Annotated in this window: 17 protein-coding genes; 11 read left to right on the plus strand and 6 right to left on the minus strand. The window is 35.4% G+C overall.

Annotated elements, in window-relative coordinates; translation table 11 throughout:
- The first annotated feature begins 14 nt into the window (after positions 1–14).
- Both FJR03_RS01925 and FJR03_RS01930 read left to right on the plus strand, forming a co-directional pair.
- A complete protein-coding gene (locus FJR03_RS01925) occupies positions 15–1,850 on the plus strand; it encodes a pyruvate kinase (protein WP_193113981.1) in 1,836 nt (611 codons plus the stop codon).
- Between the two features lie 34 nt (positions 1,851–1,884).
- A complete protein-coding gene (locus FJR03_RS01930) occupies positions 1,885–2,025 on the plus strand; it encodes a hypothetical protein (RefSeq protein ID WP_193113982.1) in 141 nt (46 codons plus the stop codon).
- A 9-nt stretch (positions 2,026–2,034) separates the two neighbouring features.
- On the opposite strand, the gene FJR03_RS01935 is transcribed toward FJR03_RS01930, so the two are convergent.
- Positions 2,035–2,631, minus strand: a complete 597-nt coding sequence (locus FJR03_RS01935) for a peroxiredoxin (RefSeq protein WP_193113983.1) — start codon at positions 2,629–2,631, stop codon at positions 2,035–2,037.
- Positions 2,632–2,739: 108 nt separating this feature from the next.
- Positions 2,740–3,513: a CHAD domain-containing protein gene (locus tag FJR03_RS01940; protein ID WP_193113984.1), complete on the minus strand. Its 774-nt coding sequence runs from the start codon at positions 3,511–3,513 to the stop codon at positions 2,740–2,742.
- 149 nt (positions 3,514–3,662) lie between these two features.
- Between FJR03_RS01940 and metK the strand changes: the two genes are divergently transcribed.
- The 7 genes from metK (at position 3,663) to FJR03_RS01975 (ending at position 8,329) form a co-directional block, all read left to right on the plus strand.
- Positions 3,663–4,823 carry a methionine adenosyltransferase gene (gene metK, locus FJR03_RS01945; protein ID WP_193113985.1) on the plus strand — a complete coding sequence of 387 codons (1,161 nt, stop codon included), beginning with the start codon at positions 3,663–3,665 and terminating at the stop codon, positions 4,821–4,823.
- 101 nt (positions 4,824–4,924) lie between these two features.
- On the plus strand, positions 4,925–5,209 hold the full coding sequence (locus FJR03_RS01950) for a 4Fe-4S dicluster domain-containing protein (RefSeq protein WP_193113986.1): 285 nt from the start codon (positions 4,925–4,927) through the stop codon (positions 5,207–5,209).
- Between the two features lie 151 nt (positions 5,210–5,360).
- On the plus strand, positions 5,361–5,774 hold the full coding sequence (gene ndk / locus FJR03_RS01955) for a nucleoside-diphosphate kinase (protein WP_193113987.1): 414 nt from the start codon (positions 5,361–5,363) through the stop codon (positions 5,772–5,774).
- A 15-nt stretch (positions 5,775–5,789) separates the two neighbouring features.
- A complete protein-coding gene (locus tag FJR03_RS01960) occupies positions 5,790–6,146 on the plus strand; it encodes a DUF177 domain-containing protein (protein WP_193113988.1) in 357 nt (118 codons plus the stop codon).
- A gap of 21 nt (positions 6,147–6,167) precedes the next feature.
- Entirely contained in the window at positions 6,168–6,317 is a 150-nt protein-coding gene (rpmF, locus tag FJR03_RS01965; protein WP_013326319.1) for a 50S ribosomal protein L32, read from the plus strand.
- Positions 6,318–6,320: 3 nt separating this feature from the next.
- Entirely contained in the window at positions 6,321–7,331 is a 1,011-nt protein-coding gene (plsX, locus tag FJR03_RS01970) for a phosphate acyltransferase PlsX (protein ID WP_193113989.1), read from the plus strand.
- Positions 7,331–8,329 carry a beta-ketoacyl-ACP synthase III gene (locus FJR03_RS01975; protein ID WP_193113990.1) on the plus strand — a complete coding sequence of 333 codons (999 nt, stop codon included), beginning with the start codon at positions 7,331–7,333 and terminating at the stop codon, positions 8,327–8,329. The genes plsX and FJR03_RS01975 overlap by 1 nt, the downstream gene beginning before the upstream one ends.
- Positions 8,330–8,498: 169 nt before the next feature.
- Here FJR03_RS01975 and FJR03_RS01980 read toward each other — a convergent pair whose 3' ends face one another.
- The 4 genes from FJR03_RS01980 to FJR03_RS01995 all read right to left on the minus strand — a co-directional run bounded on the left by FJR03_RS01980 (position 8,499) and on the right by FJR03_RS01995 (position 15,280).
- Complete coding sequence (locus FJR03_RS01980; protein ID WP_193113991.1) at positions 8,499–9,968, minus strand: acetyl-CoA carboxylase biotin carboxylase subunit; 1,470 nt, start codon at positions 9,966–9,968, stop codon at positions 8,499–8,501.
- Positions 9,969–10,104: 136 nt separating this feature from the next.
- Positions 10,105–13,212 (minus strand): HD domain-containing phosphohydrolase, encoded by a 3,108-nt coding sequence (locus tag FJR03_RS01985; RefSeq protein ID WP_193113992.1) that lies wholly within the window; start codon positions 13,210–13,212, stop codon positions 10,105–10,107.
- Between the two features lie 94 nt (positions 13,213–13,306).
- Positions 13,307–13,684: an HIT family protein gene (locus FJR03_RS01990; protein WP_193113993.1), complete on the minus strand. Its 378-nt coding sequence runs from the start codon at positions 13,682–13,684 to the stop codon at positions 13,307–13,309.
- Positions 13,685–13,762: 78 nt separating this feature from the next.
- Positions 13,763–15,280, minus strand: coding sequence for a DEAD/DEAH box helicase (locus tag FJR03_RS01995; RefSeq protein ID WP_193113994.1), 1,518 nt, complete (start codon positions 15,278–15,280; stop codon positions 13,763–13,765).
- A 219-nt stretch (positions 15,281–15,499) separates the two neighbouring features.
- Between FJR03_RS01995 and FJR03_RS02000 the strand changes: the two genes are divergently transcribed.
- Positions 15,500–16,717, plus strand: a complete 1,218-nt coding sequence (locus FJR03_RS02000; RefSeq protein ID WP_193113995.1) for a DNA recombination protein RmuC — start codon at positions 15,500–15,502, stop codon at positions 16,715–16,717.
- Positions 16,718–16,776: 59 nt separating this feature from the next.
- Complete coding sequence (locus FJR03_RS02005; protein ID WP_193113996.1) at positions 16,777–17,055, plus strand: hypothetical protein; 279 nt, start codon at positions 16,777–16,779, stop codon at positions 17,053–17,055.
- The last annotated feature ends 33 nt before the right edge of the window (positions 17,056–17,088 follow it).

Here is a 17,088-nt window from a genome sequence, read left to right on the forward strand (position 1 = left end):
AAAGGGTGCATATAATGTTAGATAAAAAGCTCATAAAACAAACTCTTCAAGAGATCAAACTATTAAGAGAAGAACTTTTTCATGCTCGATCCAAGCTCTCAGATAATGAAACACATTTCAAAAGTTTACTCAATTTAGAACATTATATGATCCTACGTTCTAAAGACAGAACAGAACTGCAAGAGAAACTTTTTTTACTTTCACTCTCATCTTTAGGACGCTCATATGCTCATGTCGCAGCCAGTATAGATACTCTTTATGACCAATTGAGTTGTTGGGCAGATAAAAAAAGTATCTCTAAGAAGAAGATGAAGAGCTTTCTCCATATCAGTATATCTGAGTCAATTACAGAATCTTCAAAAAATGCAGCAGCTCTTTTTGGCGGAGATGTCGCAGCAAAGCTCAGTAAACAAAAAACAGCAGTGATGGTCACACTTCCTTCACATGCTACTGAGAATGACGGCGCACTTATTAAGGAACTTGCATCAGAGGGTGTACAGGTATTGCGTATCAATACGGCACATGATGATCTAAGTGTATGGAAAAAGATGGCTGCTGTAGTTGAAAAGATCAACCAAAGACGTAAAATTGAGGAGAAGATCAGAATATTTGTCGATCTTGCAGGACCAAAGATTAGAACAGGTGCGATACAAAGGTTGTCCCTGCCGGTGAAGATAGGGAGCAATAAACATCAAAGTGAAGTACTTTTATCTACTACTCAAAGCACTATGCCACAAAGTCGTGACCCTTTTACTTTAGAGAAGATACCGGCAAAGATAAAGATTGATGAAGAGCTCTTTAGTGAATTAGAACTTGGAAAAACAGTTACACTTTATGGTGTAGATGGGAAAAAAGCTCGAATAAAAATTATAGATGTGAGATCTGATTATGTAAAAGGGAGCATTGAAAAAAAGATCTATATCGATGAGGATTCACACCTAAAATATAAAATATATGAGAGCTCAGTAAAAGATATTGTAAAACAGATGGAATCTATCCGTTTATATACAGGAGATACTTTGGTACTTACAGAGCGAGATATATTAGGCCGTTCTGCAGAAGTTGAAACAAGTGGAGAAGTTATTACTCCTGCAATAATTAGTTGTAGTTTCAAAGATCTAAGTTCAATGGTACAAGTTGGTGATCCGATTTTTATAGATGATGGAAAGATTAGACTTAAAGTTGTAAAGGTTGTTGATAACGATATAGTATGTGAAGTACAAAATACTAAAATCAAGGGTGTTGTACTTAAAGAGGAGAAAGGGATAAACTTTCCGGAGACATTTATAAAGACAGCAGCTATAACAGAACATGATAAAGGTTTAATAGATGGAATCCTGGAGTTTGTAGATCTGTTGGGAATCTCATTTTGTCAAAGTGCAAAAGATGTTGAAGAGTTACAAAATATTTTAACTTTAAAGGGATGCACTGATATAGGGATTGTTCCAAAGATAGAGACAAAACAGGCGGTTACACAGATGCCGGAGATTTTACGACAACTACTTCAATGGCAATCTTCTGGGGTGATGATCGCACGCGGTGATCTTGCTATTGAGGTTGGTTTTGCAAATCTGGCTTCTATTCAAGAGAAGTTACTCGACATATGTGATGCGGCACATATTCCTGTTATTTGGGCGACACAGGTATTGGAGGGGCAGATGAAAAATAATTTGCCTAGTCGTGCTGAGGTCACTGATGCGGCAATGGGAGGTCGAGCAGAGTGTGTAATGTTAAACAAAGGGATGTTTGCTGCAGAAACCATTACGATTTTACGCCATATTTTACATGAAATGCATCAGAGCTTTAAGAAAAATAGGCAGTTGCTAAGTAAAGAGACAATGTGGCATTAAGAAAAAGTAGTATAGAATTTTTTAAGGAGTTTTTATGAAAATTATTTTTGTAAGTTTATTGGTTGTTTTAGGTTTTAGTGCTTGTAGTTCAAAAAGTAGTGGGATTTCAGATAAAGAGTATGACCGCTCAAACAGTGCGAGTGAAAAATCGCTAAATAAATTAGATAGTGAATGAGTTGAGCTATTAAAGCTCAGACTCATGTTTCGCTAAGTAGTCAGCAACACCTTCAGTAGAAGCTTTCATACCTTCGTCACCTTTGTTCCAACCAGCTGGACAAACTTCCCCGTGCTCGTTAGTAAATAGCATAGTATCAACCATACGGATCATCTCATCAATGTTACGACCAAGTGGTAAGTCATTGATAACTGCATGACGTACTGTACCGTCTGCATCGATTAAGAATGAACCACGAAGTGCTACAGACTCACCGAAAAGTACATCGTAATCTCTAGAGATTGATTTTGAAAGGTCAGCTACTAGTGGGTATTTGATTCTACCGATACCACCTTTATCTACCGGAGTTTCTCTCCATGCAAAGTGTGAGAATTGGCTATCAACTGATACACCGATTACGTTAACACCACGAGAAGTGAACTCTTCGATTCTGTGAGAGAAAGCGATAATTTCAGATGGACAAACGAAAGTAAAGTCTAGTGGATAAAAGAAAAGTACTGCACCTTTTTCCCCTAAGTTATCCATTAAGTTAAAATCTTCTACGATTGAACCGTCTGCTAAAACTGCTGTTGCTGTAAAGTCTGGAGCTTTGTTTGTTACTAACATTGTTATATGTCCTTTTTTTAAATTAAGTTACCAAAATTCTATCTAAAGTTTATTAAGCTAAATTTAGTTCCTAGTATTTAAATGATTATTTTAAGTTAAGGATAATTTTTATCGTTTAGAGCTATTTTTGTTTTTATGAGGTTCTGAAATATTTCTCTTAAGAGCTTCCAGAATTTCTGTACGCTCTTTAATTAGTTTTTGACACTCTTTAGATGGCTTTTTTTCACAAAAGTGCTGTAGCCATTCAAGTTGATTTGCATAGTCTTGTACCATCCCCAAATGTTTTTGAATTAATTTACACTCTTTGATTGTTTTGGAGTAGTCTTTGATTTTAGATTGATGAATGAATTCTAGTGCGTATCGTAAAACTTTGAACTCTATACGCAGTTTGTGCATTTTTTTAGTGGAGGGTTGTTCCTCTAAGTGTTCAAATGCAATAAAAGTGTTTTGCTTATGGAGCTGAGTAGTTGTTAAAAGCCAGCTTGAATCATAGGAGAGGGGAAGCTTTAGAAGTTTTTCCTTTAATAAGGAAAGGTTCTTTAGAAATTTAGTTCTAAAAGCTTCATTCCAAACTTTAGTGAAACACTCGCTTCTATATGTTTGAATATCTTTTGTTAAAGTTGGATATTCCAGAGGATCGAGAGAGGATAAAAATACATCTAGTTCACGTAATTGGTTTGTAGGTTCTATAAAAGATTTCAGTGTATGGTTAAAGGTTGAAGGCTCAATGAGGTAAAGTTTTACTAAAGAGCGTAAACGTCTTAGCGTTACCCTTAGCTTGTGTAGATGTTCAATATCTGATTTTTCAGAAATCAAAGGCAGTTTTTCAATGGCTTGATCAAACTGCTCAATCAGATAAGCTTTTAGAGAATTCTTTTGCATACATTAATTATATAATATGTTTAGTACATTTTTAAATTTAGATAGATATAAACTATTATTTATTGAATTTGGATATACTTTCATCGATTTATGAGCACGCTATCATGTGCGTCCATACTTCAATAAACAATCGATGACGGGAGAAAATAATGTCACAAAAAGAGTACATATTTACTTCAGAGTCTGTAACAGAAGGGCATCCTGATAAGATGGCTGATCAGATCAGTGATGCAATTCTGGATTATATTATTGAAAATGATAAAAATGCTAGAGTTGCATGTGAAACTCTGGTATCTAATGGTTTTTGTGTAATAGCAGGCGAACTGAAGACTACGGCATATGCGCCGATGCAAGAGATTGCTAGAAAAGTGGTTCAAGAGATAGGCTATACTGATGCTACATACGGTTTTGATTACCGTTCTGCTGCAGTTTTAAACGGAATAGGTGAACAATCACCTGATATTAACCAAGGTGTTGATCAAGCAAGTGGAGATATTGGAGCGGGTGACCAAGGTTTAATGTTTGGTTATGCATGTCGTGAAACTGATGTGCTTATGCCGTTACCTATATATTTATCTCACCGTTTAACGCAAAGACTAGCTCAAGTAAGAAAAGAGGGAATTATCCCATATCTTCGTCCTGATGGAAAAGCACAGATTAGTGTGAAGTATGTTGACGATAAACCTGTATCAGTTGATACGGTAGTTGTATCTACTCAGCATGCTCCGGAAGTTGCGCAAGAACAGATCCATAAAGATGTGATCGAAGAGGTTATCAAACATGTAATCCCGCACGAGATGATGAGTGATGAAACTAAGTTTCATATCAATCCGACAGGAAAGTTCGTAATTGGTGGTCCACAAGGTGATGCAGGTCTTACAGGACGTAAGATCATTGTTGATACTTACGGTGGAAGCTGTCCTCACGGTGGTGGAGCATTTTCTGGAAAAGATCCGACCAAGGTTGACAGAAGTGCAGCATATGCAGGAAGATGGGTTGCTAAAAACTTGGTAGCTTCTGGTGTATGTGATAAAGCAACTATCCAAGTAGCGTATGCTATCGGTGTTGCACACCCTGTATCTGTTATGGTAGATACTCACGGAACTGGTAAAGTAGAAGAATCGAAAATTGAAGCATGTGTAAAAGAGATATTTGACCTTTCACCTGCGGGAATTATTAGAGACTTAGATTTACTTCGTCCTATATATAGAAAAACAGCGGCGTATGGTCACTTCGGAAGAGAAGAAGAGGGCTTTACATGGGAGAAAACAGACAAAGTAGAGGCGATAAAAAGCTTTTTAAACATCTAAGTGTAACTAATTATTACACTTAGTAAACTATATGATAAGTTTTAGCTACATTTAAAACTCTTCATTGTATAGTTACTTTCAAATAATTACAGGAGAAAATTATGGCAGTTTATATTAATGATACATGTATCAACTGTGGTGCTTGTATTGACGAATGTCCAGTAGAAGCTATCGTTGATGAAGATGATAATCCAACTGGTGAAGAAATTTACTACGTTTACGGTGATAAATGTGTAGAATGTGTTGGTCACCACGATGAGCCAGCATGTGCTACTGCATGTCCTACTGAGGGTTGTATCGTATGGGATGCTATCGGAGATTCTCCAGAGCACCGTGATGATATCACTGATGAGCAACGTTCAAGTCAAGAACCAGTAGTAGAATAATTCTGGTTTTTAGTGGGGCTCTCGCCTCACTATTTTAGTCGAAAAGTCGACATCTTTCTTAATTTAAATCAAAAAAATCAATTTTTAAACTAAAATATACTTTTTTTTAGATATAATCGCACCCTAATTTTATATTTTCAGAGGAGATTTGATGGAACGTACACTATCAATCATTAAGCCAGATGCAGTTGCAAAGGGTGTTATAGGGAAAATTTTAGATCGTTTTGAAAGCAATGGTCTTAAAATCGCAGCTACTAAAAAACTTCAATTAAGCAGAGCAGATGCTGAGGCATTCTATGCAGTTCATGCTGAGAGACCTTTTTTCAATGACTTAGTTGATTTCATGATCAGTGGACCGGTTGTTGTTTCTGTTTTAGAAGGTGAAAACGCAATGGCTAAAAACCGTGATCTTATGGGTGCTACAAATCCTAAAGAAGCTGAAGCTGGTACAATCCGTGCAGATTTCGCTGAAAATATAGATGCAAATGCAGTTCACGGAAGTGATTCTTTAGAAAATGCAGCTATTGAAATCGCATTCTTTTTCTCTGAAAGAGAAATTTCATAAGTTAAGCTGTATTTTTTGAAAATACTACTTAGAAAAGTAACAAATACTCCAGTGGAGTTTGAGCTAGACTCAAACGAAATGACTTTTAAAGGTTATTTGGAGTATTATAAGCCAAAGTTGATTTTGCTCAAAGCAAATTTAAACGGAAAGCTTGAAAAGCCTTGCGATATATGCGCAGAGGATATGCAGATCTCAGTTGATGAGGATGTAGAGTTTTATATATCTGATGGAATATATAAAGATGAAGGCGACATCGAACTTGATGTTGTTGAGTCTTTTGACGGCCATGCAGACTTGGATGAGCTTTTACACTCAGAGATTGAAATGATTAAAAGCGATTACCACTCTTGTGATAATTGTAAAGAAGATTAAAATTCAACAAAGGAATAGATTATGGCAGTACCTAAGAGAAGAGTATCTCACTCACGTTCAGCGAAACGTAGAACTCACTATAAAATTTCTTTAGCTCGTCCAGTTAAAGATAAAGATGGAACTTATAGATTACCACACCACATTAATCCAACTACTGGTGAGTACAAATAATTAATGGTTACAATTGCTATTGATGCAATGGGAGGGGACTTTGGTCCCGAACCAATTGTAAAAGGTTGCTTAAAAGCACTTAAACGTAAAGACTTCACACCTATACTAGTGGGTAACAAAGAAGAGATTTTATCTCTATTACCAAAAAAACTACCAAAAAGTTATAGAGATAAGATTTCAATAGTTGATGCTGACGATGTAATTAGTATGTCAGATGCAGCTACAGATGCAGTAAAACGTAAAGAGAGTACTATTTACAAAGCTGTAGAACTAGTAAAAAACGGTGAGGCACACGGTGTAGTTTCTGCTGGACACAGCGGAGCAACGATGACATTAGCAACACTTAGACTCGGTCGTCTAAAAGGTGTTTCTCGTCCGGCACTTGTAACACTTATGCCAACAAGAACAGGGCGTCGTTCTGTTGTATTAGATGTTGGAGCAAATGTTGATTCTAAACCTGAACATTTAGCAGAATTCGCCGTAATGGGTGGCTGTTATGCTGAAGATGTTTTAAATGTTGAAGAACCTTCTATCGGATTATTAGCAAACGGTGAAGAGGACTCAAAAGGGAATGAATTAACAAAAGCAACATTCAAACTTCTTCAAGGTTACAGAGGTTTTAAAGGGAATGTTGAAGGAAGTGACATTTTTAATGGAAGTTGTGATGTTATCACTTGTGACGGATTTGTTGGAAACCTTGTACTTAAAGCGAGTGAAGGTGTAGCCTCAACAATTTCTGCACTTATTAAAGACTATATTAGAAAATCACCTGTAGCTATTACGGGTGCTCTTTTAATGAGAAAAGTTTTTAAACTTCTTAAAAAAGAGATCGATTATGCTGAGATCGGCGGTGCACCGCTTATCGGTATAAAAGGTTGTGCAATTGTAAGCCATGGTAAAAGTAATGCTAGAGCAATTGAAAATGCTATTTATCAGGCAATTAGATATGTTGATACTGGTGTAAATAAACATATAGAAGCTAGAATAGCTGAGTTAAAACAAAAGGAAGCTTAATGGCATACGCTGCATTTCGTTCTATTGGTGCATATGTTCCAGAGAAAATTTTAACAAATGAAGATCTGACTCATATGGTTGATACTTCAGATGAATGGATTACAAAAAGAACAGGTATTAAAGAGCGTCACATTGCAGCTGACAATGAGTTTACAAGTGACCTAGGTGTAAAAGCTGCTGAAAAAGCTCTAGAGAGAAGCGGTATAAGTAAAGATGAGATCGATATGATCGTATGTGCAACAATTTCACCTGATTATTTTTGTATGCCTTCAACAGCAACTATTATCGGTACAAAATTAGGGATTAAAAACGCAACAGCTTTTGATATCTCTGCTGCTTGTACAGGATTTGTTTACATCCTTTCAATCGCAAAAGCTTTCATTGAAGCGGGCATGAAAAAGAATGTACTGATTATCGGTGCAGAAAAGCTTTCAGCTATTACTGATTATACTGATCGCGGTACTTGTATCCTATTTGGTGATGGTGCCGGTGCAGCTGTTATCTCTGCTACAGATAATAAAGAGGAAGCTATCATTGACGTACATACAGGTGCAGATGGTGAATATGCAGACCTTCTTATGACTCCAAATGGTGGAAGCGGTTCAGCTCACGATTCACTTGACCAAGAAGCAGCAAGCTGTTTTATGCAAATGAAAGGGAATGAAACTTTCAAAGTTGCGGTAAGAACTCTGACAAAAGATGTTCAAGAGATTTTAGCTGACAATAATGTTGCAAGTGACGATGTAGTACACTTTGTACCGCATCAAGCAAATTACCGTATCATTAAAGCGGTTGGTGATGCACTAAAAATGAAAGATGAACAAGTAGTACTTACTGTTGCAAAATACGGTAATACTTCAGGTGCATCAATCCCTATGGCTATCAATGATATCTATGAAGAGGGGAAACTAAAAGCGGGTGAGCTTATGTTGCTTGACGCTTTTGGAGGCGGTTTAACATGGGGTTCAGCTCTAGTCCCATTTTCACCTTTAAAATAACATTTTTGCCAAATTTCTTCGTTGAAATTTGGTTTTCTTTCGTCACTTACTTCAGTAAGCTCCTCAACAAAACCAAACTTCGCTGAGAATTTTAACAACCTAAAATAGTAAGAAAACTATTTTTTCTCTTTTTAAAACACTCCCATACTTTTAGTTGGGAGTGTATAGATTAATAGAGTGTAAAATCATTTTGCAGTGAAACGAGTTTATTCTCTTTGAGTTCTTGAATCATTGCTGCTAACTCTAAAAACTTCTCATCTTCATTTGCTATATCACTTGTAGTATCCAATGTAAGTGTATCTAGATTTAGATCAAGATATCCCGTATCAAATTTCCCTGCTTTAAATGCTGCATTTCGAACTATAGCTTTATGTAAAGGTATATTTGTTTTAAAGCCCTCTATATGAAACTCATCCAATGCACGTCTTGCTTTTGCTACAACACCTTCCCAGTCTAATGCTGTGATGATAAGTTTTCCTATCATCGAATCGTAGCAAGTCGGGAGTTCGTACCCTGCATACAGAGCACTCTCTAGCCTTACACCGGGACCTGTAGGTGTGAGATATTTTTTCACTGTTCCCGCTGTGGGCATAAAGCTTTTCTGCGGATCTTCAGAATTGATTCTAAACTCTATTGCATAGCCGCGGAAGTTGATCTCATCTTGTTTGTATCTAAGAGTGTCACCTGCAGCTATCTGTATCATCCTTTGTATAATATCTACACCTGTTACCATCTCTGTAACGGGATGTTCAACCTGTACACGAGTATTCATCTCTATAAAATAGATCTCATCTTTATCATCTACCAAAAACTCAACCGTGCCGACACTCTCATAGCCAAGCTTTTTCATAGCATCTACCGAAATTTGGCAGAGTTTTTCCCTTACATCATTATTTAAAAGGGGTGAAGGAGTTATCTCTATCACTTTTTGATGGCGTCTTTGAATAGAGCAGTCTCGCTCCCCAAGATGGAGAACATTGCCATATTGATCGGCTATAATTTGGATCTCGATATGTCTTGGATTTTGTACATACTTTTCAATAAATACTTCCCCTTTGCCAAAATATTTGATAGATTCATTCGTAGCTGATTCAAACATCGCTTCAAAGTCATTGGCAAAATGGACAATTCTCATACCTCTGCCACCGCCACCAAATGCAGCTTTGATAATTACGGGGTAACCGATCTCTTGAGCTATCTTTTTACCATCATTAAGATCTACTACGGGTGTAGAGGTCCCTTCAACTACAGGTACACCTACATCTTTCATAGCTACTTTTGAAGCCATTTTATCACCGAATAGTTGTATATGGTGAGGCTTCGGACCGATAAATGTTAAACCGTTATTTTCACAAGCTTGTGCAAACTCTGCACTCTCTGATAAAAAACCGTACCCGGGATGAATCGCATCACACTTAGTTTTTTTTGCTATATCTATTATCTTTTCATATTTTAGATAGGCATCGATAGGATTACCTACTATAGGGTGGGCTTCATCAGCTCGTGCTACCCATAAGCCGTTTGCATCTGCTTCGGAAAATATTACAACCGATTTTATATCAAGTTCTTTACATGCTCTGATAATTCTCAGTGCAATCTCTCCACGGTTTGCTATTAAAATTTTTGCTATTTTTTTCATAATAATGCCTTTAATTAATTCAGGCAATCATTGTAGTAGATTCAAGGTAACTTGTCTGCTTATTTTTTGTGAATATATTTATTAATATATGAACTAAAAGTTATCCATTTTTGTCATATAAATTCTCTTGTAGCTCTTATAAATAATCTTTTATATTTACACTATCTATTTGTTCAGGAGTTAAGTATTTTTTTGCATATATATTATGTAGGTCACTCTCTAAAAACAGTTTAAATATATCTCCGTCAATATGTTGATCTTTTACCATAAAACTGAGTATTTTTAATGATTCGGAAAGTGTTTTTGCCTTTTTGTAAGGTCTGTCAGAGGCTGTTAAGGCTTCAAATATATCTGCAATTGCCATTATACGAGCAGGAATTGAAAGCTCATCTTTTGTGAGTTGTTTTGGATACCCTGTCCCTATTAGTGTCTCGTGGTGAGTCCCCGCATATTCAGGAATATTTGTCAGATGTTTTGGGAAAGGGATATCTTGAAGCATTTTTATTGTCATAATAACATGCTCATTAATTTTATAACGCTCCTCTTCAGAAAGTGTCCCTTTTTCAATACACAAATTGTAGACCTCTCCATAGTTATAAAGATACTGAGGGACTTCTAGTTTAAAGCCGCTTCGTCTGTATGCTTCATAATCAAATGATTCTCTTTTGACAATATGTTCTTGTTTGTCACTAAGTAATTTTTCCGTAACGGGCAGGGTAGATGCTTTAGACTTATCGTAACGTAAACTCTCCTCTTCACCTAGACCTAAAGAGTCATCAAAGTGTCTAATCCACTCTTTTTCTGATATATCTTTGACCCTTTGTTGTTGCTCTTGACTCATAAACTCTCCGCCAATATTTACACTGGCAATAAATTCAAAATCTTTAAGCAGTTGTGCTTGCTCTTTTTTGAATTGTTCAAGTGCTTGTTGTTCATCTTTATCGTTAAGTCTTGCTTCTAGGTATCTGATCTGGGCATCACGCCATAGAACTTCAAACCTTGTACGTATCTCATGAATACGGTTATAGATAGTTTCCAGTTTGGTAGATTTGTCCACTACATATTCAGGTGTAGTTACTTTCCCGCAATCATGAAGCCAGGCACCGAGCTCAAATTCACGTAGTTCATCCTCAGTTTCTAGTTTGAACTCTTTGAAAATCCCTTCATTAGATTCATTGGCTTTTTCAACGAGCATCTGCGCAATTACAGGTACACGTTTACAGTGTCCACCCGTATAAGGAGACTTGGCATCAATTGAATCTGCTATTAATTTTACGATAGAGTCAAGTAAATGTTCTTGAGACCTTTGATATTCGTCAATACTTAGTGACATAGAAAACATAGAGTTTGATAATTCTATAAACTCTATTATATTCGTATTAATATTATTCACTTTTGTAAATTGTCTATTTTTAATTTTTTCATTTTCAACAATCAGATCTTTAATAGGTTCTATAATGATACGTGTTGCATAAAAAATGACAGGTAATGAGAGTATAAGAAGTATAATGGCGATTATAAATGAAAACTTCATATTCTCATAATATGGTGCCAAAAGTACGTCAGAATCAAGTTTTATACCAAGAAACAGATGACCGTTCTGCAAGGGTTTATAGATAGCATAGTAGTGTTTTTTGTTAGTGCTATATTCAACAACATGTTGTTTACCTTTTAAAAAGTGTTCCATTATTGGTGGATCAATCATGGTATTATTATTTGAATTTTTCGTAAACCACTTATATTTTAAGAGTGCTTTTTCTTGAGGTGTAATTGATTGAATAGTTTTATTGAGAATAGATAAAAGTATAGGGTCATCTTTTTGAGACATTAGGTAGATGGCACGGGGTTCATAATTATCATATTCGGCACACCAAGCACCTATAGTGAGGTTTTTTACATAGAGTTGTTTTGTTAAAAACTGGAACGCTTCTTTTGTCTCAATGATTGCATCAATATCATCTTGGGAAAGCGCTAAGATACTTGATGTAAGATCATCATATCGTTTAAGTTGTATTTTTGGGTATTTCTCTTTGATAAGATCTTCTATCGCCCAGCCTTCAACTACACCGACCCTTTTATAGTTTAGATCTTTTAATGAATAAACATTTGTTGTATGTTGATTTGTAATAAAGTAGTTTTTAAAGTGGTAAATCGGATCGGAGAATAAACCAAACTGTTCCCTTTGAGGTGTCTTATAAATAGATTGGACAATATCTATCTCTTTGTTTTTAAAGTTTTGGATAATTTGCTTCCATGTTAAACCGTTGATAAACTCTAGTTTCAGTCCGCTTTTTTTTGCCATCAGGTGTAAGAGATCTATGGAATATCCTGTCGGTTTACCTGCCGATTGAAAATCAAAAGGTACCCAGTCTTTTTCATTTGAGACGATTAGTGGAGGGGAGTTTTTTATATACTCCTGCTCCTCTTGTGTAAAATTGACCGGTTCTGATTTTTGAAAATTGTTTTTACTGTTTTGTTCGAGAGCATTGGAAGATGCTAGGATATTCCCATTACTGTTAAAAAGAAATATTTCAGAATTTTTTTCAAATTTTTGCAGATGAAGAAAATTATTGAGTTTTTTCATTGTCATATCTATAGCAAGTACACTCCCTTTTTTCTTCAACTCAACTGCATATGTAGTTCCCGTATTTTTTAGGTTTGTAAATAGATAGGGCTCTGTCATAATTGGTTTATTTGTATTGACCGCACTTTTATACCAAGGGCGAGAGAGTGGATTGTATTTTTTTATTTTAGAAGATTGTTTTAAGAGTTTTTTTGTTGCATCCAAGTAGTAATATTCTACTTTGTTGTTTATATGAATTAGTACTATCCATCTTGTATCTTTGGGAGCTTTATAGGTTTCAAAGAGTAAAGGGGATTCATGCATATTAATCACTTCATAAAACGTACCCTCTTTGTGTGCAAAATAGGTCGCGTATATGTTCTTATTTAGTGACATTATTTGTATACATGTATCTAAAGCAGGATGATTATAATCAAATGTGATCTTCTTATAAAGTTTAGTGTTTGCAGTGTTTGTTTTTAAAATATCTTCAATATCTCGGTTATTAGATGTGATCTCTTCAGAGATGTTAGTGCTTATGAGTTTAAATGTTTTGTGTGTAGATTCAATAGCCATACTATTGTTAAAATAGTATTGTGATGTTAGTAAAGAGAGAGCGACAATAGCGACAATTATTAAAAATATTCCTAGAATATTTGTTCGGATACTTCGTCTAAACATAGCACTATCCTTTAAATAGTGTCTATGATAGTCTATTTAGTATAAATAGTTAATTAAAAAAATTATTTAATAACAAGTCTGTTTTTTGAACCTTTTAGTTATACAATGCGGTTAATTTATTAAATATATTTTTATAAAATCTCTCTTCATCAGGAAGTTTTAGCTGAGTGTCCCTTTGTTGTTCTCCCCACATAGGATTTGGATAGTAGTTATCATCTTCAAATCTAGCCATAACATGGATATGTACACGTGGAAGCATATTTGCAAACGATGCAACGTTTACTTTTGTAGGTCTGTAGTATGAAAGCATCTCTTTTTCAACTACGTTAACGATATCAAAAAGTTGATGTCTTAACTCATCACTTAAATCACTTATCTCTTTATATGGTTCTTTTGTAAAAACTTTTACCCAAGGGATTTGGGATTCTTCTTTTTCTATATAAAAATCTTGATTTTCGAAAATAATATACATAAGCACGTCACTTTTTTGTATATTTTATCATAAAAAGGGGGAAAACTAAATCCAAAGATGGATTTAGTGTAGTTTTGGTTAGTGTCTGTTCGACGATCTTCTTCTAGAATCTCCACCGCGAGAACTACGAGAACCACCATCGCGAGAACCGCCAGAACGTCCTCTTGAGTTTCTATGTCCAGCGCGTCTGTTTCCACCGCGGCCTCTTGAATTTCTATCTCCGCCTCTTTTACTAGCACGATCTAAAATAGCTTGAAGTTTATCAGCAGGGATACCGATGTTACTTGGCCCTTTGATATCTTGTTTATTAAGAATCATAGAGATCAGCTTGTACATAATCGTCTCTTCATCAATATCCTCTTTTAATTTATCAAGGATAAGGTGTGCTTCATCATAGATCTTTTGATCTTCGATGCTTTTTACGATATTGTCAATATTTGTTTGACGAAGATCGTTTTTGCTTGGTACAAAAGCGTGCTCCATTGAAGTTCCAACGATTTTTTTGATCTTTTGAAGCTCTTTAAACTCTAAAGGAGTTAAAAGTGTAATCGCTTTACCTTTTGTTCCTGCACGACCTGTACGACCGATTCTATGTACGTAAGACTCAGGGTCAAACGGAATATGGTAGTTAAATACGTGAGAGATGTTGTTAACATGGATACCACGTGCTGCAACGTCAGTCGCAACTAACACTTTTACAGAGTTAGATTTAAAACCTTTGATAACTGTTTCACGTTGACGTTGTTCCATATCTCCATGTAAACCGTTTGCTAAATAACCAGCATTTGAAAGAACGTTTGAAAGTCTGTCTACTTCAGATTTCGTTCTACAGAAAACTACCGATTTTTTAGTAGTTTCACTATCCATTAAACGGATGATAGCATCATCACGCTCATGCTCATCGATCACATAGTAAAGTTGTTCGATGTCGGCATTTGTAGTTTCCCCTTTAGTGATTGAAACAAATTCAGGGTTTTCTAAAATTTTGTGTGCCAGTGTTTTGATAGGCTGTGGCATAGTTGCCGAGAAAAGTAGTGTTTGGCGATCTGTCGGCATATATGAGAAGATCTCAGTAATGTCATCTAAAAATCCCATATCTAACATCTCATCAGCTTCATCAAGTACAACCATACTTGGAGCAAAATCAGGAAGCATATTTTTCTTTAGGATATCTAACATACGTCCAGGTGTAGCAACTACTACGTTTGCACCGCGACCGATAAGATCAAGTTGACGTTTGTATGAGCTACCGCCGTAAACTGTTACAGTTCTAACACCTAAGTTTTTACCGTATTTAAAGATTTCATCACTTACTTGAGTAGCAAGTTCACGAGTAGGAGTGATAACTAAAAGTTCAACTGAACCGTCTAGTTTCATATTGTGTAGTGCTGGAAGGCTGAATGCCGCAGTTTTACCTGTACCTGTATGTGCTTGACCAACCATATCACGGCCAGCTAAAACTACTGGAATTGCTTGTGCTTGAATTGGAGAAGGGCTAGTAAACCCTGCAAACTTGATACTCTTTAGTATCTCTTTTTTTAAGCCTAAGTCGTCAAACGTTAGTACTTTTTCTTCTTGTTGTGCATTGTCTTGCATCATATTCCTTGTATATTAAGGAGATGATACAGACTATTTAAACTCTTTATAGCACCTTCTCCTCAAATTGTTTTGCGAATTATACCCAAATAAACCATAGAAGTTATTAAAATTATTAATTTTATAGATAGTTTAAGTTTATATATTGCAAATTGTAATATTTTGTTAATGAGTTAAATAAAAAAATGTATAATTTTGGGATAAAACTAAAGGGATATAATGCAAATAGATATAAATATTTTAATAATTTTAGTGTTATTAGTGACACTTTTTGGCACACTGTTTTTACTTATAAAAGAGAAAGCATTTTCAAAAAATGAGACAGAATTAAAAAACAGTATTGAAAAAGAGTATATAGCTTTAAAAAGTAGATATGAAGCAGAGATCAAAGCTTCCAATGAAAAGTTAAAATTGCTTCAAGATGCAAAAGATGAACTCTCTTTAGAGTTTAAGAATCTGGCAAATCAGATTTTTGAGGATAAATCAAAACAATTTAGTTCATCAAATAAGGAACAGCTTGAGCTTTTACTCAAACCGTTTCGTGAACAAGTAGCAAATTTCTCAAAACAGACACAGGAGCGTTTTGAAGTTGAACTTAAAGACAGACACCTTTTAAAAGATGAACTTTACCGACTTAAAGAGATGAATGCCCAACTGGCAAGTGAAGCGATAAATCTTACAAAGGCGCTTAAAGGGGAAAATAAAACGCAAGGGAACTGGGGCGAGATCGTTTTAGAGAAGATACTAGAACAATCAGGTCTGCGCAAAGGTGTAGAGTATGAGCTTCAAGCGACACTCAAAAATGAAGAGAACAAAACATACAGACCAGATGTTGTTGTACATATGCCCGGGGAGCGTGATATAGTAATTGACTCAAAAGTTTCTCTTACGGCGTATGAGCGTTTTATGAATTCTGAAGATGAGCTTGATAGAAAACAGGCACTTAAAGAGCATATAGGGAGTATCTCAAACCATGTAAAAGAGTTAAGTGCCAAAAGTTACGAAAACTTGGAGAATATAAACTCTCTTGATTTTGTTCTTTTATTTATGCCGATCGAAGGAGCTTTTTTACTCGCACTCGAGAGTGACGGAGAATTTTTTAAACGGGCGTATGATCAAAATATTTTAGTAGTGTCTCCATCAACTCTTTTAGTGACACTTAGAACGATTGAACATATCTGGCGTACCCAAAGACAAGAGGAACATGCTCAAAAGATAGCTAAAGAAGCAGAAGCGATGTATGACAAACTTGTACTCTTTTTAGAAGAGATGAATAACATCGGCAATCAGATCCAAAAAACGCATGATTCTTATGAAAAAGCTATGAATCGTCTTAGTTCAGGACGTGGAAACGTGATCAAACGTGCTCAAAATATTGTCAAATTAGGGATAAAAACAAAAAAAGAACTTCCTGTAAAAACAAATGAAGATGAATAAAAAAGATTAGTTAACAATTTTATAATTTTGTAAATTAATTAGTTGATATACTTCGAATTATGAAAAAAGTTAAATTGATTTTGAGCGGATTATTGTTTGCAATGTTATTTTTTTCGATGCACGATTACATCCTTACTCAGACCGATTTGGCTGGTGGTGTAGAAAAACAAAAGACACTTACAAAAATGGAGCATAATGTTTTTCATACCCCTATGATTTTAACCGATCTAGATACAGATTTTGAACTCGCATTTATAGAAAAAAGTATCTATCCCCTTAAAAACTTTGTAATTATCAATTTTACAAACTCCCTCTTTAAACCACCCCAACACATATAACTAAATTCACAATAAAAAAATAATCACCACTAT

Source organism: Sulfurimonas marina, assembly GCF_014905095.1.
GTDB classification, from domain to species: domain Bacteria; phylum Campylobacterota; class Campylobacteria; order Campylobacterales; family Sulfurimonadaceae; genus Sulfurimonas; species Sulfurimonas marina.